The 19,695-nt window shown below is 67.0% G+C and carries 16 protein-coding genes; 7 read left to right on the top strand and 9 right to left on the bottom strand.

Annotation, left to right across the window (positions count from 1 at the left end; all coding sequences use genetic code 11):
* Positions 1 to 21 precede the first annotated feature (21 nt).
* Positions 22 to 597, bottom strand: coding sequence for a hypothetical protein (locus KF759_RS10615; RefSeq protein WP_291225253.1), 576 nt, complete (start codon positions 595 to 597; stop codon positions 22 to 24).
* Positions 598 to 843: 246 nt separating this feature from the next.
* Here KF759_RS10615 and asnB point away from each other — a divergent pair, with 246 nt between their 5' ends.
* Entirely contained in the window at positions 844 to 2,538 is a 1,695-nt protein-coding gene (gene asnB, locus KF759_RS10610; protein ID WP_291225251.1) for an asparagine synthase B, read from the top strand.
* 237 nt (positions 2,539 to 2,775) lie between these two features.
* Entirely contained in the window at positions 2,776 to 3,693 is a 918-nt protein-coding gene (rarD, locus tag KF759_RS10605) for an EamA family transporter RarD (RefSeq protein WP_291225249.1), read from the top strand.
* Between the two features lie 476 nt (positions 3,694 to 4,169).
* Here rarD and metF read toward each other — a convergent pair whose 3' ends face one another.
* The gene (metF, locus tag KF759_RS10600; protein WP_291225246.1) at positions 4,170 to 5,009 is read right to left on the bottom strand and encodes a methylenetetrahydrofolate reductase [NAD(P)H]; all 840 of its coding nucleotides are present in this window, start codon (positions 5,007 to 5,009) and stop codon (positions 4,170 to 4,172) included.
* A gap of 291 nt (positions 5,010 to 5,300) precedes the next feature.
* On the opposite strand from metF, the gene KF759_RS10595 reads away from it, so the two are divergent.
* From KF759_RS10595 to KF759_RS10585, 3 genes are read left to right on the top strand one after another with little or no spacing between them, the layout of a single operon-like run.
* On the top strand, positions 5,301 to 7,229 hold the full coding sequence (locus KF759_RS10595; protein WP_291225245.1) for a cytochrome c/FTR1 family iron permease: 1,929 nt from the start codon (positions 5,301 to 5,303) through the stop codon (positions 7,227 to 7,229).
* 13 nt (positions 7,230 to 7,242) lie between these two features.
* Complete coding sequence (locus KF759_RS10590) at positions 7,243 to 8,082, top strand: EamA/RhaT family transporter (protein ID WP_291225243.1); 840 nt, start codon at positions 7,243 to 7,245, stop codon at positions 8,080 to 8,082.
* A 40-nt stretch (positions 8,083 to 8,122) separates the two neighbouring features.
* Positions 8,123 to 8,680: a DUF3228 family protein gene (locus tag KF759_RS10585; RefSeq protein WP_291225241.1), complete on the top strand. Its 558-nt coding sequence runs from the start codon at positions 8,123 to 8,125 to the stop codon at positions 8,678 to 8,680.
* 10 nt (positions 8,681 to 8,690) lie between these two features.
* Here KF759_RS10585 and KF759_RS10580 read toward each other — a convergent pair whose 3' ends face one another.
* A complete protein-coding gene (locus KF759_RS10580) occupies positions 8,691 to 9,428 on the bottom strand; it encodes a hypothetical protein (protein WP_291225239.1) in 738 nt (245 codons plus the stop codon).
* Positions 9,428 to 10,354, bottom strand: a complete 927-nt coding sequence (locus tag KF759_RS10575; RefSeq protein ID WP_291225237.1) for an aminotransferase class IV — start codon at positions 10,352 to 10,354, stop codon at positions 9,428 to 9,430. Before KF759_RS10575 ends, KF759_RS10580 begins: the two co-directional genes overlap by 1 nt.
* A gap of 135 nt (positions 10,355 to 10,489) precedes the next feature.
* On the opposite strand from KF759_RS10575, the gene KF759_RS10570 reads away from it, so the two are divergent.
* Positions 10,490 to 10,816, top strand: coding sequence for an STAS domain-containing protein (locus tag KF759_RS10570; RefSeq protein ID WP_291225236.1), 327 nt, complete (start codon positions 10,490 to 10,492; stop codon positions 10,814 to 10,816).
* Positions 10,813 to 11,259, top strand: coding sequence for an ATP-binding protein (locus tag KF759_RS10565; protein ID WP_291225235.1), 447 nt, complete (start codon positions 10,813 to 10,815; stop codon positions 11,257 to 11,259). Before KF759_RS10570 ends, KF759_RS10565 begins: the two co-directional genes overlap by 4 nt.
* Here KF759_RS10565 and KF759_RS10560 read toward each other — a convergent pair.
* From KF759_RS10560 to KF759_RS10540, 5 genes are read right to left on the bottom strand one after another with little or no spacing between them, the layout of a single operon-like run.
* The gene (locus tag KF759_RS10560; RefSeq protein WP_291225233.1) at positions 11,222 to 13,153 is read right to left on the bottom strand and encodes a SpoIIE family protein phosphatase; all 1,932 of its coding nucleotides are present in this window, start codon (positions 13,151 to 13,153) and stop codon (positions 11,222 to 11,224) included. The two genes, KF759_RS10565 and KF759_RS10560, sit on opposite strands and share 38 nt — an antisense overlap.
* The gene (locus KF759_RS10555; RefSeq protein WP_291225231.1) at positions 13,150 to 14,640 is read right to left on the bottom strand and encodes a GNAT family N-acetyltransferase; all 1,491 of its coding nucleotides are present in this window, start codon (positions 14,638 to 14,640) and stop codon (positions 13,150 to 13,152) included. The genes KF759_RS10560 and KF759_RS10555 overlap by 4 nt, the downstream gene beginning before the upstream one ends.
* Positions 14,627 to 15,901, bottom strand: a complete 1,275-nt coding sequence (locus KF759_RS10550) for an AMP-binding protein (RefSeq protein ID WP_291225229.1) — start codon at positions 15,899 to 15,901, stop codon at positions 14,627 to 14,629. The genes KF759_RS10555 and KF759_RS10550 overlap by 14 nt, the downstream gene beginning before the upstream one ends.
* The gene (locus KF759_RS10545; RefSeq protein ID WP_291225227.1) at positions 15,898 to 18,456 is read right to left on the bottom strand and encodes an acyl-CoA reductase; all 2,559 of its coding nucleotides are present in this window, start codon (positions 18,454 to 18,456) and stop codon (positions 15,898 to 15,900) included. Before KF759_RS10545 ends, KF759_RS10550 begins: the two co-directional genes overlap by 4 nt.
* Positions 18,453 to 19,634: a hypothetical protein gene (locus KF759_RS10540; RefSeq protein WP_291225225.1), complete on the bottom strand. Its 1,182-nt coding sequence runs from the start codon at positions 19,632 to 19,634 to the stop codon at positions 18,453 to 18,455. Before KF759_RS10540 ends, KF759_RS10545 begins: the two co-directional genes overlap by 4 nt.
* Positions 19,635 to 19,695 lie beyond the last annotated feature (61 nt).

The raw sequence follows: 19,695 nt of genomic DNA, 5'->3' as shown, positions 1-19,695 counted from the left end.
AGCGCGCGCGGCCGGCCCGGCCTACCAGCTCAGCCAGTAGCAACCGCTTTCGTCGCTGATGCCAAAGCGCATGCTGCGCACGCCGGCATCGAGATTGCTGCCGGTCTTGACCTCGATCGAGGTGCTGCCGCCCTCGATCGCGAGCAGGGGTTCGCGCACCAGATCGCGCAGTTGCGCGAGCACCTGTTTGGCCTCGCCGCCGCTCACGCCGCGCCAGCGCATCGCGCCGGCGATGGTGTTGGAATCCTGGCGCGCGATCGCACCGGCGATGCGTTCACGCAGTTGCGCCACCGAAGTCGCGCAGGTATCTGCGGCGGGTGCGCCCTGCGCGGCTGCCTCGCTCTGCGCCTTGGCCAGTGCGCCCGCAGAAGCCGGCTCGGCGCTGCACCAGGTGCCGCTGAACACGACTTCGCCATTGCGACCGATGCAGCGGTGCACGCGCTGGCCGGATTCCTCGGCCTGCACCGATGCGGCGCTGCCGAGCAGCCACAAGACCAGCGCGAACAGGCCGAGGTGTCTCAACTGCCCGCCCCGTGTTCGTCCATATCGCGAAAAGTCGCTTGCGTCGGCCACGCGCTCGTGCTCTAGTTCGGCCATGCATCTGTCCATTCGCCCGATTGTGCCCAACCCCGCCGCCGCTGTCGCGGCTGCGAACAATCGTCGCAACAATAATCCGCGCTCACATCGCGGGGCTTGTGCGTAGGCGATTTTCATACCGATACGACACCAAGGCCCGCCCGCAGCGGGCCTTTTTTGTGGCCCGCGATCGGGCAGGTTCTGGTGGCAAGGGTGCCGCGGCACCACCTCGTTCCACGCGACCTGAAACCTCCAAGGAGTTCCATCATGTGTTCGATTTTCGGAATGTTCGACCTTCATCCGGGCGATGATCTGCCCGAGCTGCGCCGGCAGGCCCTGGCCTGTTCGCAGCGTCAGCGCCATCGCGGGCCCGACTGGAGCGGCGTGTTCGTCGATGCCGGCGTGATCCTCGTCCACGAACGCCTGGCCATCGTCGATCCGGCCAGCGGTTCGCAGCCGCTGCGCTCGCGTGATGGCGCGCTTGCGCTCGCGGTCAATGGCGAGATCTACAACCATCAGGCACTGCGCGCGGCCAGTACCTACGACTTCACCAGCGGCTCGGATTGCGAAGTCATCAACGCGCTCCATCGCGAGGCCGGCGATGCTTCACCGGGTGAATGGATCGCACGGCTCAACGGCATCTTTGCCTTCGCGCTGTGGGATGCCGCCAGCCATCGCTACCTGATCGCGCGCGATCCGCTCGGCGTATGCCCGCTGTACTGGGGCCACGACGCGCAGGGACGCCTGTGTGTGGCCTCGGAAATGAAGGCGCTGGCCGAGCTGTGCGCCGACGTGCAGGCCTTTCCGCCCGGCCATGTCTACGACAGCCGTGTCGGCGAGCTGCGCAGCTACTACCACAAGCCCTGGCGCGACTATGCGCACACGCGCGGTGTGCGTGTGGAGCCCGCTTCGCTGCGCAAGGCCTTCGAAGCGGCCGTGCATCGCCAGCTCATGACCGACGTGCCCTATGGCGTGCTGCTTTCGGGCGGACTGGATTCCTCGCTGGTCGCGGCCTGCGCGGCGAAGTTCGCGCGCGAGCGCATCGAGGACGGCGATCGCAGCGAAGCCTGGTGGCCGCGCCTGCATTCGTTCGCGATCGGTCTGGAAGGCTCGCCCGATCTGGCTGCAGCCAAGGTCGCCGCCGATGCGCTGGGCACGGTGCACCACGGCTTCGTCTACAGCTTTGCCGAAGGCCTCGATGCGCTGCCCGAAGTGATTCGCCACATCGAAAGCTACGACGTCACCACCATTCGCGCCTCCACGCCAATGTACCTGCTCGCGCGGCGGATCAAGGCGATGGGCGTGAAGATGGTGCTCTCGGGCGAAGGCTCGGACGAGATCTTCGGCGGCTATCTCTACTTCCACAAGGCGCCCTCGGCGCAGGCCTTCCACGAGGAAACCGTGCGCAAGCTCGATGCGCTGCACAGCTATGACTGCCTGCGCGCGAACAAGTCGATGATGGCCTGGGGCGTGGAAGCGCGCGTGCCCTTCCTCGACCTGGAGTTTCTCGACGTGGCGATGTCGATGGATGCGCACCACAAGATGGCCGGCGTGCAGGCCGACGGCAGCCGTCGCATCGAGAAGGCGATCCTGCGCGAAGCCTTCGCCGGCGCCTTGCCCGAAGCGATCCTGTGGCGGCAGAAGGAACAGTTCAGCGACGGCGTCGGCTATGGCTGGATCGATGGCCTCAAGGCCCACGCCGAACAAGCCGTGAGCGACCGCGAGTTCGCCGCTGCGGCCGCGCGCTTTCCGTACAACACGCCAGCCACCAAGGAAGCCTATTTCTATCGTTGCCTGTTCGAGCGCAGCTTCCCCGGCGCAGCCTGCGCGGCAACCGTGCCGGGCGGCAAGTCCATCGCCTGCTCCTCACCCGCCGCGATCGCGTGGGACCCCGCCTTCGCCACGGCCGCCGACCCATCGGGCCGCGCGGTCGCCGGCGTGCACGAGGCGGCGCTGGCGTGAACCGATCCTGGGCTCGACCGCATCTGGCGGGCGCGGTGCTGCACGACTTGATGCGGCCGCCTGCCCGCATGGAGGTCGGACGCGCGCCTCGCAGGCGCGGGGTGAAGGCGTGCCGTCGTGACCAATCGCACTGGCCGCTGCGGCACGCTGGCAGTGATGCTGCGCGATCGCTTGAATGCGCGCCGCGGGTGTGGTCGTGACACGGCGCGACTCTCGCAAAGGCAATGAGCAGACTCGATGAGCGCGACCACTGAACGCACGCGCGGCACCTGGGCCGCGCTGGCCAGCTTCACCGCTTGGGGCGTGGCGCCGCTGTACTGGCGTTTGCTCGAGGTCGTGCCGGCGCTGCAGGTGGTGCTGCACCGGGTGCTGTGGAGCACGCTGTTCGTTGCCGCCTGGCTGGTCTGGCGCGATGGCCGCCACTGGCTGCGTCAGGCGCTGCGAGGACATCCACGGCTGTGGTGGATGCTCGCCCTGAGCGGCGTGTTGATCTCGGTCAACTGGGGCCTGTACATCTGGGCGATCAATGCGGGCCATGTGGTCGAAAGTTCGCTCGGCTATTTCATCAACCCGCTGCTCAACGTCGTCATCGGCGTGCTGGTCCTGCGCGAACGCCTGCGTCCGTTGCAATGGCTGTCGGTGGCGATCGCGGCCGCGGGCGTGGTCTGGCTCACGGTGCAATACGGCCAGTTTCCGTGGATCGCGATCGTTCTCGCGGTGTCCTTTGCGCTCTACGGCTTGCTGCGCAAACTCGCTCATGTCGATCCGGTGGCCGGCCTGGGCGTGGAAGGCGCCTACCTGTTCGTGCCCGTGCTGCTGTGGCTGGGCTGGATCGAATGGCACGGCGGCGGTGGCTTTGCGCACGGCTATGGCACGACCGCAACAATGCTGCTGATGCTCGGCGGCATCTTCACCGCGCTGCCGCTGATCGGCTTTGCCTATGCAGTGCGGCGGATTTCGCTGACCACCACGGGCATCCTGCAGTTCATCGCACCAACCCTGCAATTGCTGTGCGGCGTGTTCGTGTTCCACGAAGCCTTCGACCAGGCCCGTCTGGTCGGCTTTGCCTGCATCTGGCTCGCGCTGGCGGTGTTCGTGATCGACAGCCTGCGCCCGCACCGGGAACGCGAGAGCGAACTGGCCGAGCTGGCCTGAGCAGCGCAGCGCGCCGATCGCGGGTGCGCGAAGTCGCGCATGCATGCCGTATCCCTGATCACCGTAGAGCGGAGCTTGCTCCGCTCCCACGCGCTTCAAGCCGAGCGAGCTCGGCTCTACAAGACCCACCGCCGTCGTAGAGCGGAGCTTGCTCCGCTCTCGTGCTTGCTCCGCTGCTTTCGCGGATCCGAGCCGAGCAAGCTCGGCTCTACAAGACCCACCGCCGTCGTAGAGCGGAGCTTGCTCCGCTCTCGTGCTTGCTTCGCTGCTTTCGCGGATCCGAGCCGAGCAAGCTCGACTCTACAAAACCCACCACCGTCGTAGAGCGGAGCTTGCTCCGCTCTCGTGCTTGCTCCGCTGCTTTCGCGGATCCGAGCCGAGCAAGCTCGGCTCTACAAAACCAACCGCCGTGTAGAGCGGAGCTTGCTCCGCTGCCGTTCTTGCTCCGCTGTTGGGGCGCATGGCGCGCCCATCGCTCAGCCTCGGCTGCGCATGCGTTCGATCACCGCGAGCGTGGGCCTGGCGCGGTTGAGCGTGTAGAAGTGCAGGCCCGGCGCGCCGCCTTCGACGAGGCGGTCGCACAGGTCGGCGACGAAGTCGGAGGCGAGATCGCGGATTGCCTCGGCATCATCGCCCAGCGCGTGCAGGCGCTTGCCCAGCCAGCGCGGGATCTCGGCGCCGCACATGTCGGAAAAGCGCTTGAGCTGGCTGAAGTTGGCAATCGGCATGATGCCGGGCACGATCGGAATGTCGATGCCGATCTTGCGCACCGCCTCGACGAAGCGGAAATAGCCGTCGGCGTTGTAGAAATATTGCGTGATTGCGCCATCGGCACCGGCATCGACCTTGGACTTGAAATGTGCGAGGTCGGCGTGGGCGTCGTCGGCCTGCGGATGCACTTCCGGATAGCAGGCGACTTCGATGTGGAAGAAGCCGTCGTGTTCGCGGCGGATGAAATCGACGAGGTCGCTGGCGTAGCGGAAGTCGCCGTGGCTGGCCATGCCCGAGGGCAGGTCGCCGCGCAGGGCAACAATGCGCTTGCAGCCCATCGTGCGGTAGCTGCCGAGCAGGGCCGCGATTTCCTTGCGCGTGCCGCCCATGCATGACAGATGCGGCGCGGCGTCGAGGCCATGCACGTCGTGCAGGCGGCGGATCGTCTCGGGCGTGTAGTTGAGCGTGGAGCCGCCGGCGCCGAAGGTGCAGCTCACGTAGTCGGGCTTGAGCGCCTTGAGCTTGGGCAGTGCCGCTTCGAGCGTGGCTTTCTGCTCGTCGGTCTTGGGCGGGAAGAACTCGAAGGAAATCGGTACGGCAGGCATGGAAGGGCATGGGCAATCGGCGGACTGTGCACTATATCTTTTCGTCGGGATAAAGAGATAGATGCCGGCTCACACGGCACCGATCGAGCGCGGCCAGCGACAGCCGCGACTACGGCCGCATGCGGCGTTCATGCCCCGGCCAGCGCTCACATGCGCATTTGGAATATCCTTGCACGCATTCGCATTCAACCCGGCCCGATCGCCAGCACCCTACCCGCCGCCGCGAGCTTTCGTTTGTCGCGCGCCGTGATGCCAGCCTGTCGGACCCTGCAAGCGCAGCTGGGGATCAAGGTGTCGATCACGAATTTTGTCGTGCGTGTGGCGTGTGCAGCCACGCTGTTGTTGGCCCTGCATGGCACGGCACGCGCCGACGATGTCGATGCGCAGACCGCCTGGCGCTTGCTCGACTACATCGCGGTCGATTACGCCGGCGCGGTGGAGCACGGCAAGATCGTGAGCGAGAGCGAGTACGCCGAACAGGTCGAGTTCGCGGCGACCGTCGCAGCGCGTATCGGTGCCTTGCCCGAGCATCCTGCACGCGCGGATCTGCTCGGCGGCGTCGCGCAGTTGCAGGCAGCGATCGCACGGAAAGCCGATGCCGCCCAGGTGGCAACGCAGGCGCGTGCGCTTGGCGCAGCCTTGCTCGCGGCCTACCCGGTTGCGGTGGCGCCCGCGCGCACGCCCGATCCCGCGCTCGGCACGCGGCTGTACGCGCAGCAATGCGCGTCCTGCCACGGTGCCAATGGCGATGGCCACGGTCCGGCCGCAGCGGCCTTGTCGCCCGCACCGATTGCTTTCGACGACGCCGCACGCGCGCGTCAGCGCAGCTTGCTCGCGCTGTACCAGACGATCACCCAGGGCGTCGATGGCACCTCGATGCCGGGTTTTGCGCAGTTGTCCAACGACGAGCGCTGGGCGCTGGCCTTCCATGTCGGTCAACTCGCGTTCGCGCCGGCTCAGGTCGCCAAGGGTGAAGCCCTGTGGCAAGCCGATGCGAACTTGCGCGCGCGCATTCCCGATCTCAAGGCGCTCACGCAGCTCACGCCGGCGACTTTCGAGACCGAAGTCGGTGCCACCACCGCCGACGCGATCACCGCCTGGCTGCGCAGTCATCCCGACACGCTGCAGCCAAAGCCCGGGGCGGGCACGCTGGCGCTTGCGCGCGAACGACTTGCACAGAGTCTGGCCGCCTACCGCGAGGGTGATCGCCGCAAGGCCAATCAACTCGCCTTGTCGGCCTATCTCGATGGCTTCGAGCCGATCGAGCCCACGCTCGCGGCGCACGATGGCGACTTGCTGACACGCGTCGAAAGCGCAATGGCTGCCTATCGCAGCGGCATTGCCGAAGGCGAAGACGCGACGGTCCTGGCGCAACGTGTAGCCTCGCTCGATGGACTGATCGGCGCAAGCGAAGCCGCGCTCGCGGGAGGCAGTGGTGGGCAGCTTGCGAGTTTCCTCGGCGCGCTGACGATCCTGCTGCGCGAAGGCCTCGAAGCCCTGTTGATCGTCGTGGCGATGCTCGCTTTCCTGCGCAAGGCCGAGCGCGTCGAGGTGGTGCGTTACGTCCATGCCGGCTGGATCGGTGCCTTGCTCGCCGGCGGACTGACCTGGGCCGCGGCGACCTGGCTGATCGAGATCAGCGGCGCCAGCCGCGAACTCACCGAGGGTTTTGGTTCGGTGTTCGCCGCGCTGGTGCTGGTCTCGGTCGGCATCTGGATGCATGGCAAGGCGCAGGCCGACCACTGGCAGCGCTACATCCGCGAGAAGATGTCGCGCGCGCTGTCGGGACGTGCAGCGTGGTTGCTGTTCGGTCTTGCTTTCCTCGTCGTCTACCGCGAGGTATTCGAGACGATCCTGTTCTTCGCGGCGCTGTGGTCGCAAGGCAATGGTGCGGCCCTGCTCGCAGGTGCGGGCAGTGCGATCGTGCTGCTGGGTCTGATCGCGATGGCGATGCTGCGCTTCAGCCGCATGCTGCCGATTGCGACCTTCTTCCGCTGGAGCGCATGGCTGATGGCCGTGCTCGCGGTGGTGCTCGCGGGCAAGGGCGTAGCGGCGCTGCAGGAAGCGGGCATGGTCGGCGTGACCCAGCTTGCCGGCCTGCCTCGTGTGGGCCTGTTCGGCCTGTTTCCGACCGTGCAGACCACGCTCGCGCAAGTACTGACCCTGCTCGCCTTGCTGGCGGGATTTGCCTGGAACCGGCGCGGCGCACGGCACGCGTGAGGACGCGGCGCGCATGAGCAATGTGTTCGCCGCAGTCGTCTGCAGCGTGCTGGTGTCGGTGCTGCTCAAGCTCGCGCCGCGCTGGCGCATCGAACTGTTGCAGGCGATTGCCTGCAACTACCTCGTTGCCGGCATCGCCACCGCGCTGATCCTGCGACCGACGCTGGCGCCACTCGGCTCATCCGCTGCAGCATGGCCGGCCTTGGTCGCACTCGGCATCCTGCTGCCGACGATCTTTCTCGTGCTGGCCGCTTCGGTGCGCAGCACCGGCATCGTGCGCAGCGATGTTGCCCAGCGCCTGTCCTTGTTGCTGCCGCTGCTCGCTGCGTTCGCCTTGTTCGGCGAAACCCCGGCACCGCTCAAGCTGCTCGGCTGCACGCTCGGACTCGTTGCCTTGCCGGGCATGATTTGGCGAAGCGAGGCTGATGCGCTCGTGGGCACAGGCTGGCGCTGGCCGCTCGGTGTGTTCTTCGGCTTCGGCGTGATCGACATCCTGTTCAAGCAGATCGCGCGCAGCGGTCTGCCACTGGGCAGCTCGCTGCAAATCGTCTTCGCGCTCGCCCTGGTGGTGGCAACCATCATCGTGCTTGCGCGGCGCGTACGGTTCGACCGCCGCAGTCTCGCCGCCGGTATCGTCCTGGGCCTGCTCAACTTCGGCAATATCGCGTTCTACCTGCGCGCGCATCGCGCGCTGCCCGATGCGCCTTCGCTGGTGTTCGCGGGCATGAATCTCGGTGTGGTTGCGCTTGGCGCACTCACCGGACTGTGGCTGTTCCGCGAGCGCTTGTCCGCGATCAATTTCGCTGCGCTCAGCCTTGCCGCAGTCGCGGTGGCCCTGATCGCGCTGGGCTGAGTGCGGCGCGCTATGCTCGCGTCTTTGCGTGGAATCGAGCATGTCCATCGTCCTTACCGAATTTGCAAGGCCGCGCCTGTTCCCGCGCGATGGCCGCCTCACCGCGATCCAGGATTGCAGCGCCGAGGAATTCGTTGCACGACTCAACAATGAGGCGCCGCTGGCGGTGCTCGACGGCTACGCGCCGTTCTGCAAATTGCACGTGCATGCCAACTGGACTTCGACGCGCTGCTCGGTGATCGCGATCGACGCGCACAACCGGCATCGGCTGCGCAGCGCCTACGAGGCGCGCAACAAGGATGAACTGCCGGTGCTGGTGCGCTGGTTCGAAGGCATCGAGCCACCGATCGCGCGCTATCTCGTGCCGATCCTCTACGACCGCGAACAGCTCGCACGCGAAGGCACGCCGATCGACGCCGACTGGGGCATCGTCGGTTGTCTGTACACGCAGGCGCCCGCGGAAATTCCGATGGTGCCGATCACGATGATGCGCAATGCGTTGGGCGTAGATGAAGGCGGCTCGGGCGTGCCGCTTGAGCGCGCGGCCTATCGGCGCAGCGTCGAATTCTGGGAACGCCACGCGAATTGGCGGCCTTGATCGATGCGATTCACGCAACGAGGCGATGCACGGCCAGGCGTTCGTAGTGCGGTCGGCAGGCGTCGGCGAGTTCGCGCTGGAACGGTGTCAAGGCCGGCTCGGCATCGGTGGGCGGCGCAAAGCCGGTCGAGCGCTCGACCGCGGCATACCAGTGCGGCGCCCACACGCCATCGCTCGCGCGCGGACCCGCGGGCCAGTGCAGCATGCGCTCGCTGAAGTCGATACCCAGCCGCGCACACAGCGCGCCCAGTGTGCCGCGCGGATCGGCCAGCACGTCCTTCGCATCGATCACCGGCGGCGTCTGGCCGAGCCGGTCGCAGACGTGGTCGAACAGCCGCGCCTGCTGCTCGAAGCCCAGTTCCCACACCGCGGCATCGGGGCGCTGGATCGTGAACGAGGCGGCGACGCGCTCGGGTTCGCGGATGAGGAAACAATGCGTGAGTCGATCGAGCCAGTCCAGCGGCATGTCTGTGAGCATGTGCTGGGTCATGTGCTTCTGGTACCAGATCGCCTTGCCGTCCGGGATCGGCCCGCACAGCATCGCCGCGACCGCGGCGGCGTCCGTGTCTTGTGCGGCGAGCACTTGCGCGCGACCGGGATGATCGACGCCGGTGCGCAGCAGGTAGTGCGCATAAAACGGCTCGTCGATCACCGTGCAGTCCGCGCGGTTCTCCCACGCACGCATCATCGCGGTGGAGATGTTGCGCGGGCCCGACCACATCGCCAGTCGCAGGCCATCACCCGACATCACACGCGCACTCCCTCGCGGCTCGAACGCTCGACGAGTTGCCGATAGAGCGTTTGCAGGCGCAGGCACATGGGCCCGCGAGCGCCGTCGCCGATCACGCGGCCGTCGATCTCGTGCACGGGCGTGAGGCCGGCGAAGGTGCCGGTGACGAAGGCCTCCTCGGCGCCGTAGACGTCGGTGAGGCTGAAATCCTTTTCGTACATGGAGATGCCGTGTTCATGGCACAGGCGCACGACATTGCCGCGCGTGATGCCGCCGAGGCAATACTTGCCGGTCGAGGTCCACACCTCGCCCTTGCGCACGATGAAGAAATGCGTCGAATTGCAGGTGGCAACGAAGCCGTGTGGATCGAGCATCAGCGCTTCGTCACAACCGGCCTTCTGCGCCTGGATACAGGCGAGGATGCAGTTGAGCTTGGAATGACTGTTGAGCTTGGGATCCTGCACGTCGGGCGCGCCGCGCCGCACATGCACGGTGAACAGGCGGATGCCGCGCTCGATCGTCTCCGGCAACGGCTGTTTGTACTCGGGCACGATCACGATCGTCGCCGGCCCGATCACGAAACGCGGATCCTGATGCGGCGTCGCCTTGAGCCCGCGCGTGACCATGAGGCGGATATGCACGTCATCGCGCATGCCGTTGGCACGCAGGGTTTCGACGATGCGTGCGCTGAGCTGCTCGCGGCTCAGGCCGATGTCGAGATCAAGCGCCTTGGCGCCTTCGTAGAGCCGGTCCAGGTGCTGGTCGAGGAAGGGCAGCCCGCCGTCATGCACGCGCAGGCCTTCCCACACGCCATCGCCGAGCACGTAGCCGGCATCGAACACCGAGACCTTGGCGTCCTCGCGCGCGACCAGTTCGCCGTTGAGGTTGATGCGGATCGCGGCATTGCGTGGATCGGGTGCGTAGTCGTGGGTGCCCTTGCTCATCGCGCCGCGCCTTGGAAAGGATGCGCGAGTGTAGCGCGCAGCGGGCATGCGTTCGGCGTCGCTGCGCATCCCCGCGCATGCGCTATCCTCGCCTTGGGGCCGTCACATCGATCGCTGTCTGGCTGGAGGGTTTGCATGTCGTCACCGCGTTTCGAAGTCGAGTCATCGCCGCAGGTGCTGAGCGTGGCTTTTCACGGTCGGCTCGACAGCGCCGGTTGCGCCGCGCTCAACGACGCGCTGCTGGCGCAGATCGAACAGGTCGAGCCGGGTCAGCACCTGCGCTTTGACCTGGCCCACAGCGATTTCGTTGCCTCGGCCTTCCTGCGCCTGTGCATCCTCGCCGCGCGGCGGGTGGGCGGCGAGCGTTTCGAACTGGCGCATCTGACACCGCTGGTCCGCGAAGTGTTCGTGATGGCCGGTCTCGATCGGCATCTGCGCATCGATGGGGTTGCTGCGTCGTGAGCGCCGAATGGGGTGGTCGCTGGCATGTGCCGGCCGATCATTCCGGTCTGGCTGCCTTGCAGGCGCAGGCGAATACGTGGCTGACGCAGTCCGGCGTGGGTGCGCACGCCACGCATCGCATTCTGCTTGCGCTCGATGAGCTTGCCGCCAACATCATCGAACATGCGGTGCAAGGCCGTGACGGTCATGCCTTCGAAGTCTGTCTGCAACAGGCAAGCGATGGCGTCGAACTGCTGGTGATCGACAACGGCCCGGCCTTCGATCCCACCGCACAGCCCGCGCCGACTTCGGCGCAATCGCTTGGCGGGCTGCCGATCGGTGGGCTCGGCCTGCTGCTCGTGCGGCGCCTCGCCGATGCGTTCGAATATCGGCGCGTCGACCAGTCCAATCGCCTTCGCCTGCGCTTCAGGACGCAGCCAGTCGCCGCGCCACCAGCAGGGTGATGTCATCGCCCGGCGACTGCCCGCAATGGGCGAGCACATCGTCGACGATCGCCCTGGATAGTGCATCCAGCGGCAAGTTCGCGGCGCGGCTGGCGCTGCCCTGCAATCGCGTCATGCCGTACATGGGGCCGGCATCGGGCCCGGCTTCGGTAATGCCGTCGCTGTAGAGCAGCAGGCTGTCGCCGAGGCCGAGCTGCGCCTGCGCGTCGTGATAGCGGCTGTCGGCAAAGGCGCCGACCAGACCATCGCGCGCGGTGAGTGTTTCGACCGAGCCGTCGCGGCGAACGATCATCGGAGATGGATGGCCGGCGCAGGCATAGCCGAGGCTGCCGTCGCGCCAGCGATAGTGCGCCAGCACGAGGGTCACGAACATGCCGTCCTCGCGCTCGTCGCAGAGCAGGCGATTGGTGTCGGCAAGGATCTGTGCAGGACTGCGGCCGGGTGCGGAAAAATCGCGCAGGCGCGTGTAGACCATCGCCATGTACAGCGCCGCCGCGCTGCCCTTGCCGCAGACATCGGCGACGCACAAGGCAATGGTGTCGTCGTCGAGGCGGTAGGCATCGTAAAAATCGCCGCTCATGAGCGTGGCGGGTTCGCAGACACCGTGGAAGGCAAAGCCCGGCGTCGGGCCGGCCGCGCGACTCCACTGCGACCAGTCGGGCGGCAGCAGTCGCCGCTGCAGCTCGCGTGCGGCGGCCAGTTCACCCTCGATGCGCTGGCGCGCCTGTGCTTCGCGCAGGCGTTCGTCCTGGCTGACTTGCAGTGCATCGAGCATGCCGTCGAAGGCGTGCGCGAACTGGGCGACTTCATCGCGTCGGGCCGGCACTCCGCTGCGCTGCGAGTGGTCGCCATGACGCACCGCGCGCGCGACCCGGCGCAGCGCATCGAGCGGCCGCGTGAGGCGTCGTGTCACCGCCACCAGCACGCCGAGCACCAGGGTCAATGCCGCCAGCGACAGCAGGAACTGATGCAGCAATTGCGCGCGCGCATTGGCCAGCACCCGGTCCTCGTAGAGCAGAGCCATGAGGCTCCAGCGCGTGCCACTGATCGGTGCCCAGGAAATCCATACCGCCTGGCCACCGAAGCGGGGATCATGGGTGCGCACGATGCCGCTGCGGCCGCGCAGCATCTCCTCGCCTGCCTGTTGCAAGGCGGTCACGCCGAGTGCCTTGGCGGCACTGAACACGCTGTCTTGCCGTGGTGACACATCGCCCGAACTGGCGAGGTAGCGGCCGCTGCCGTCGACGATGCGCGTGCTGCCGCCCCAGGGGCTCGACCAACCGATGTCGAGCGTGTCGAGCTGGATATCCGCGGTGAGCACCGCGGTGCCGCCACGCGGAAATGTCCACGGCACCGAATAGGTGACCATGCGCGTCTGGCCGAGGTCGCGATCGAAATACGGCGCGCTCCAGATCGGCTTGTCCGCGGCAACGGCGTCGCTGAACCAGTGCTGGTCGGCGTAATCCAGGCGCTGTTCTGCATGCGCGATGCGCACCAGTTGATTGCCCTCGCGGTACACGTAGAGCGCGCGATGATCGACGCTGGGCGGCAGGGCGACCGCGCTGCCGTAGATCAGAGGCGTCTGCTGCAGCGTGCCGGTGAGTGCGTCGAGCAGGGTTGGATCGTCGAACGCGAGATGGCCGGAGCCGAGAAACCATGCGCTCGCGCGCGTCGCCTGCATGACATCGCCGAGCCGCGCGGCGAGTGCCGCGGCGCGATGCCGGGTCACTTCCAGCAGATAGGCACGCACCTGGCTCTGCGCCTGCGCGCGATCGTCGCGATAGCCGATCGCCATGCGCGCACCATCGATGAGGACGAGCGCCGCGCCGATCGCAAAGATCAGCCGCACATGCAGGCGCGAGCTCCAGCGCGGGCGCAGCAGCGCGGCTTTCACGCGGCCTCGGCGTTGTGCCTGACGATATGCTCACGCAGGCCCTGCGCGAGTGGCGAATGCAATTGCAGCACGCCGTAGTCGAAGCCGCCGTCGGCAACGAAATCCAACACCAGGCAATCCTCGCCCGCGCTCACGCCGGGGGCAAGCCCACTGAAACAGAAGCCAAGCGCTTCCACCGCAGGCAATGCGGCGCAGCTGCGTGGGTCGCACAGCGGCAGTTGCAGTTCGATGACCGCCATGCGGTCGCGGCGCAGCTGCGCCAGGCGTGCGCGCAGGATGTCGAGTGCATCCGCGCCCCATTGTTCGACCTTGAGTTGGGCCAGTTCGAGACCGTTGTGTATCGAAGCTTCGATGCGGGCATGTGCGGGTTGCCCGCTGGCGGGGGCGGCCGCTTCGCGCAGTGGAATGTCGAGGTTGGCATAGATCGCCTCGATCATCGTCCGATGTGCGGGAGGCAGCACGGCCATGCGCTCACCGCGGCAGGAATCGTCGAGATAGCGCACCAGCAGCATGCAGCTTTCGCGTTGCGGCAGTGTTTCGGCGATCTTGCGAAAACGCAGCGAAGCCGGTGCATGGCCCGGCAACAGCGCGCAGTCGCGGAAGCCGAGCTGATGCATGAACTGCTGGGTGAACGGATGCGCGGTCACGGCGTTGGTGAACAGCATGCGCAGACCGCGCGTGCGGGCGTTGTCGAGCAGGAAATCGCCGAGCCGTCGCGCCACGCCCTGGCCACGGAACTCCATGCGCGTGACCACGATGGCGAGCTCGGCGCGATCGTCCTGATCGGCGTCGATCACCAGCGCGGCATGCCCGGCGATGCGGCCCGATGCGGTCAACGCGATCGCCGAGCACAGCTGGCCGCTGGCGTTGAGCGCCTGGATGCGTTCGGGAAAATAGATGTGTTCGTAGGGATAGGAATAGCCGTAGGCCTCGTGGATCAGGCGCGAGACCTCGAGCGCATCGTCGGCCTGCAGCAGGCGCACCTCGCAGACTGGTTCGGCGGCGGCCGCGACTGCTGCCGGCGGCAGTGGGCGCTCGCCGATCGGAATGCCGGCACGCACCTTGAGCAGTCGCGTCAGCTTGCCGCCACGGCCGAGGTTGCGGTATTCGACCTCGTCGAACGCGCTGCGGATCAGGTGCATGCCCAAGCCGCCCTGCGCCTCGGTTTCGGCCAGGGGGTCGAAGTCGGCGATGCGCGTCGGATCGAACGGCAGGCCCTGGTCGTGGATCAGGATCTCCAGGCCCAGTGCCGCAGGCTGGAAGCTCACCTCGAAGCTGGCGTCCTCGTCGGCGGGAAACGCGTGGCGCACGACATTGGATACGACTTCCTCGACACCCAGTTCGATCTGTGCGAGTTCGCGTTCGTCGAAACCCAGTTGCGCAGCATGCGCACGGGCAAGCGCACAGGCGAGTGCGGTCGCGGCCGGCTCGTTGGTCAGGGTGAGACGGCAGGCGCCGCGTGCCAGGCTGCCGTCAGCGGCGTTCATGGCGACGATCGATCACGCGCTTGAGCTTGCCCGAGCGCGCGTTGGTTTCCAGGCCGCCGAGCGCGACCCACTCGATGCGCAGCGGATGGATCATGTCCTGGTCGAGCAGGTCGACCAGCATCGGCCGCGCCGCGTGCAGTGCCCGGGTGAGTTCGGGTTCGAGCGCGCCGCGCGTGTCGGCATCGGCGGCGCAGGCCACGCGCAGCGTGAGGCGATCACGGTGTTCGACATGCTCGACCAGCATCTGGAAGTCGCTCGCACCGAGGCGTTCGTGGAAGCTGCGCAGCACCTGGCGCACGTCCTCGACATACAGCGTCGCCGGACCCACGCGTGCGCCTTCCTCGCTGCGCCCCATGAGGCGGAACTTGCGATCAGGCGTGCCCGCAGGTTCGATCCAGCAGCCCAGATCGCCGGCCGGGTAACGCAGGATCGGCATCAGCAGGCGCGTGAGGTTGGTGACGATCACGCGGCCGACGCGGCCCTCCTCCTCGATCACTTCGCCGCTGGCCTCGTCGAGGATCTCGATGTGGGTGTAGCGCGAGAATGCGCGATGCTCATCGGGGCCGCAGGACGCATCGGCATAGCCGAGCAGGCCGGCATCGACGCTGGCGTAACCGACCGATCCGGCCTGTGCCTGCGGGAAAGCCTGGCGCAGGATCTCGCGCTGATCGGCATACAGCGATTCACCGCCGAACAGCAGGCGGCGCACGGAGGGCGCGGTGTGCCCGGCGCCGATGTAATGTGCAGCGAGATTCATCAAGGTGGTTGGCGTGCCGACGATCGTGTTGATCGAAAAATCGACCACCACATGCTCGACCAGCTCGGCATCGGCGCGGCCCGAGAGCGGAAACTGCAGACTGCCTGCACGCGCTGCGAGCAGCGAATGCATGATGAAAATGAACGAGGAATACAGCTCGCCCGCATAGAACAGGTTGGCCACGCGATCGCCGTCGGCCAGACCCCCCGCGTCGAGGCCCATGCCGAACACGCCGGTGAACGCGGCCCATTCGCTGCGACTGTAGACCGAGAACTTCGGCTCGCCCGTGGTCCCGCCGCTCTTGAACACCATGCCATCGCGCATCGGCCCGGTGAGCAGGCGATTGTCCTGGGTGGTATTGGCCGCCCAGAACGCCTTCTGCTCGATCACCGGCAGTTGCGCGAGCGTGGGGCGCTCGGGCAGTCCCGCATACAACTCGCGGTAGTAGGGCGACAACTGCCGAGCGGCGCCGACGATGGTGTCGAGCGGGTAATGGACGATCATGCAGGACTCCGCAGGTCGACGATGGATTTGAGTTTGCCAGTCACCGCGTTGGCGGCGAAGCGCTCGAGCGGCGCGTGTTCGATGTCGAGCCCGGTCATCGGCTCGCCGTCTTCGACGAAGTGGCGCAGGTCCGGATCGTGCGCGAGCAACAGCGTCCGCACGGTTTCGGCGGCAGGTGCCGATCCCTCGAGCACGCGCACCTTGATGCGGTGGCGCGTGCCATCGTGGCTGAGCTCGAGCTGCACCGGCCCGGCGTATGCGCCTTCCTCGGACAGCGTGCGCACGAAGCGGCTGTAATTGAAGAAGGCCGGTGCGCGGAACAGGTCGCCATAACGACCGAGCAGTTCGAAACGCGGTGCCGTGCGACCGCAGGCGCAGGGTCCGGGAACCGCGCGACCCATGTCGCCGATCTCGTAGCGCTGCAACGGTACGCTGCTGCGGTGACGCGAGGTGAATACCAATCGCCCCGGTGTGCCCGCGGCTACGGGCGCGTCGCGCTCGCTGTCGAGGATCTCCAGATATTGCGACTGCGTGAGCACGTGGTAGACCGCATCCTCGCAGTGCCCGCACTGATAGCCGAGCGGGCCGGCATCGTTGCTGCCGTAGGACGCGGCGCGGATGAGCTTGACGCCGAACTCCTCCCGCAGCCGGCGGCGCAGCGCCGCGGCCATGTGCTCGCCGCCGAAGAACACCTTGTTCACGCCGCCGTATTCGCGCAGCAGCTGCGCCTGCTCGCTGAACAGGCGATTGAGATAGAACGGCATGCCGAGCAGGGTGTCGACCTTGCGCGCGACGATGGTGTGCGCGACCTCGGCGAGGTCGTCTACGCCAGCCATCGGCAGCTGGTACGCGCCGAGCGCTTCGAGAATGCTCCAGAAACTCACGAAGCCGCCGTACAGGTGGCCGGCGAAGAACAGGTTCATGCAGCGGTCGCTCGCCGGATCGAGCCCGGCCGCACGCAGGCCGTCGGCGGCCGCACGCATCTGCGTGTGGTAGTCATCCCAGCTGAACGTGCTCATCTTGGGATCGCCCGAACTGCCGCCGCTGCGAAACATCAGCTGCGTCCTGGTGGCATCGGGTGCAAGCGCGACGAAGGCGGCCTTGTCCATCACCGGCACGCCGGTGAGCGGCGGTGGCGGCGCGTCGATCAATTCGTCGAAACTTGAAATCGAGCGCGTCGTTTCCGGCAGCTCCAGGCTCACGCGACGGCTGTAGCGCTGCAGCGCGTAGACGCCATCGTGTGGCCCGCCGACGTAACCGCCCAATTGCTCGCCCACGCGCGCCACGCGCAGCACGCCGGCGGCAAGCAGGCGCGTGGACAACGTGGCCAGCCGCGGCAGCGGACAGGCCAGCCCCGCAGTCTGCAACCAGCGGCGCATCGGCCGCAGCGTGTCGACGATGCGCTCGGGCGCGAGACGCTTGATCCAGATCGTGCGAAACAGCGGCGAGGCGCGCAGCGCCGGATTGTCCTCGGCGAGCACGCGCCAACTGCGATCGGCAGCGGTAAACGCGCGTGTGCTGTCGGACCAGGCGGTTTCGAGTTCCGCGAGCACGCAGGCGGTGGTGATGTCGGCCCATTCCTGCGGGCCGGGTTCGGCGCCCGCGGCGCGCGGCATCTGCGCCGATACGCGCGCGAGCACCCCGGCAAAGCGCTCGGCAAAGGCGAACAGCGCTTCGCGGCTGTCGACCTCGGCGTACAGGCACTGCGGACTCGAACAGGCCTGCTGTTCGATCAGACACACATCGCGCGCGAGTGCTTCGAGTACCTGCTCGTCATCCAGACATTCGGCCGCGCAATAGGCGAAGGAAATCTTGTGGCCCCAGTCGACCACGCGACAACCGGCCGGTGCGAGCTCGTTGACCGCCGCAACCGCGGCTTCGCCGCCCCACGCCGCGATGCCGTCAGCGAGCGCAAACAGCGCCTTGAGTCGCGCGGTATCGCGCGAGGGCAGGCTGACCACGCTGATGAACGGTGCGAGCACGCGCTCGGCATCGAGTTCGATCAGCACCGACAGCAGGTGCTGGGCGAACGGCGGTACGCCGCTGCTGGCCTTGAGGATATTGACGTTGCCCGCGAGCAAGCCTTCGATCACCGTCAACGGGGCGACGGTCGGCACGTTGCCCGGCGCCACGTGCACGAGCAGGCCGAGTGGCGCCCAGGCTTCGAAGGTGTCGACCGCGCCATCGATGCGACGCGGCGTGGTCGGCACGAGGCTGCCGAGCTCGCGGCGCAACTTGGTTTCGAGTGCGCTGCGCGAGAGGTGATCGGCAAGCGTGGCGAGCATCGCCCGCGCCTGTGCCTCATCGGTGGCCGGATCCGCGCACAGCGTTGCCAGCAGTGAGTCGACGAGGGCCTCGTCGTGGCCGGCGCCGGGGCGCAGTTTCGCGCTCAGCGCATCGGCCGCGCGCAGCAACGCCGGCAAGGGCGAGGCGCGCGCGAGATCGGCGTGCAATTCGTCGGCGAGTGCGTGCAGATGGACATCGAGAGCGGCGTCGTCGAGCCACTGGCCCTGCCAAAGGTGTGGCGTGCTCGGATCAGGCTGCGGCCAGTTCATGCGGCATTCCCCTTGAGCAGTTCGGCGGCGGCGACCGCGCAACTGCGATTCTTGCCGGCGCCGGCGCGGCCGAGCAGGTCAAACCACGGCGCGCTCGATCCGCATTCGCAGGCCTCGCCCGGATACCAGGCGGCGAGATCGCCCATGATCACGTTGTGCGATGGCGCCGAAGTGACATAGGCGGAGATGAAATTGAGAAAACCCGGCTCGCCTGCGGGCAAGGGTTCGAGCGTGGCGACATCGCGGATCACCACGCGCGACCACACCGGAATGTGGAAGTGATGTCGCGCGCATTCGATGTAGGGCACGCTGTGTTCAACCGAGCCGAAGCCGTCGCGGATGAGCGCGTTGTCGATACCCAGTTGCTGCTCGATGCGTGCCTGCAGGGCAGGCTTCGGGATCGCCCTGTCGGCCTGGCCCTTCCAGCCACCGCCGAAGAAGGTCATCGAGCCCGGTGCCAGTGACAGCGCTGGCATGCCCAGCGCCTGCATGCGTTCGAGCGTGGCGTTGACGAAGGCCGGAAAGCCGAAGATGCGCACCGGCAAACCCTGCTCGGCGTACTCCTGCAGGCTGCGGATCGCGCCATACACATCGAACTCGTGGCCGCCGCTGCCATTGCGACGCAGCGCGTAGCGCAGGTCGTTGATCGGCGCGAAGCGCGTCAGCGAATTGGAAGTCCACGAGGTGCCGACCTTCCAGTCGGCAAGCGGCTCGTAGTTGAACAGCAGGTAGTTGGCTGCTTGCGGCGTGACCCAGCCGTAGTGGCCAAAGATCTTCTCGACCATCTGCTGGCCCGCGCCGATCGACCAGGCATCGAAATACATTTGCGACTTCTGCCCGGTGGTGCCCGAGGAAGTCAGGTGCAGCGCGACCTGTTCGGGCGCGATCGAGGCGATCTCGTGGGTCTTGAAGAAATTGGCGTGGATTGCGGGCAGGGCGGCGCAATCGGCAATCGTGTGCACGCGGCCATCAGCAGGTCCGCTGCGCGCGAGCAGACGCCGGTAGAAGTCGTTGTGCTTGACATGCCAGGCGATGATCTCGTTCATCGCGGCGACGAACAGCGCATCGGCAGCGTCGCCATGCGCGTAGGGTGCGTCGAGATCGCACAGGGCCTGGACCTGACCGAGGCGAAGCGGATCGGGAACGACGACGTGCGCGTCGTTGCGGCTTGCATTCATGGCGGCTCTCGCGTCTTGGCGCACCGCGCAGAGCAGGCGCCGCAAGCGGCGGCCACAGCAA

This window comes from Dokdonella sp. (genome assembly GCF_019634815.1).
GTDB lineage: Bacteria > Pseudomonadota > Gammaproteobacteria > Xanthomonadales > Rhodanobacteraceae > Dokdonella_A.
The sequence above is the reverse complement of the archived record's forward strand: the minus strand, read 5'-3'. Positions and strand labels throughout refer to the sequence as shown.

Coding starts and splice junctions, on each gene's coding strand:
- KF759_RS10570 (WP_291225236.1), top strand. CDS start 10,490: ATGTCGTCACCGCGTTTCGAAGTCGAGTCATCGCCGCAGGTGCTGAGC.
- rarD (WP_291225249.1), top strand. CDS start 2,776: ATGAGCGCGACCACTGAACGCACGCGCGGCACCTGGGCCGCGCTGGCC.
- metF (WP_291225246.1), bottom strand. CDS start 5,009: ATGCCTGCCGTACCGATTTCCTTCGAGTTCTTCCCGCCCAAGACCGAC.
- KF759_RS10615 (WP_291225253.1), bottom strand. CDS start 597: ATGGCCGAACTAGAGCACGAGCGCGTGGCCGACGCAAGCGACTTTTCG.
- KF759_RS10590 (WP_291225243.1), top strand. CDS start 7,243: ATGAGCAATGTGTTCGCCGCAGTCGTCTGCAGCGTGCTGGTGTCGGTG.
- KF759_RS10580 (WP_291225239.1), bottom strand. CDS start 9,428: ATGTCGGGTGATGGCCTGCGACTGGCGATGTGGTCGGGCCCGCGCAAC.
- KF759_RS10550 (WP_291225229.1), bottom strand. CDS start 15,901: ATGATCGTCCATTACCCGCTCGACACCATCGTCGGCGCCGCTCGGCAG.
- KF759_RS10545 (WP_291225227.1), bottom strand. CDS start 18,456: ATGAACTGGCCGCAGCCTGATCCGAGCACGCCACACCTTTGGCAGGGC.
- KF759_RS10540 (WP_291225225.1), bottom strand. CDS start 19,634: ATGAATGCAAGCCGCAACGACGCGCACGTCGTCGTTCCCGATCCGCTT.
- asnB (WP_291225251.1), top strand. CDS start 844: ATGTGTTCGATTTTCGGAATGTTCGACCTTCATCCGGGCGATGATCTG.
- KF759_RS10575 (WP_291225237.1), bottom strand. CDS start 10,354: ATGAGCAAGGGCACCCACGACTACGCACCCGATCCACGCAATGCCGCG.
- KF759_RS10585 (WP_291225241.1), top strand. CDS start 8,123: ATGTCCATCGTCCTTACCGAATTTGCAAGGCCGCGCCTGTTCCCGCGC.
- KF759_RS10555 (WP_291225231.1), bottom strand. CDS start 14,640: ATGAACGCCGCTGACGGCAGCCTGGCACGCGGCGCCTGCCGTCTCACC.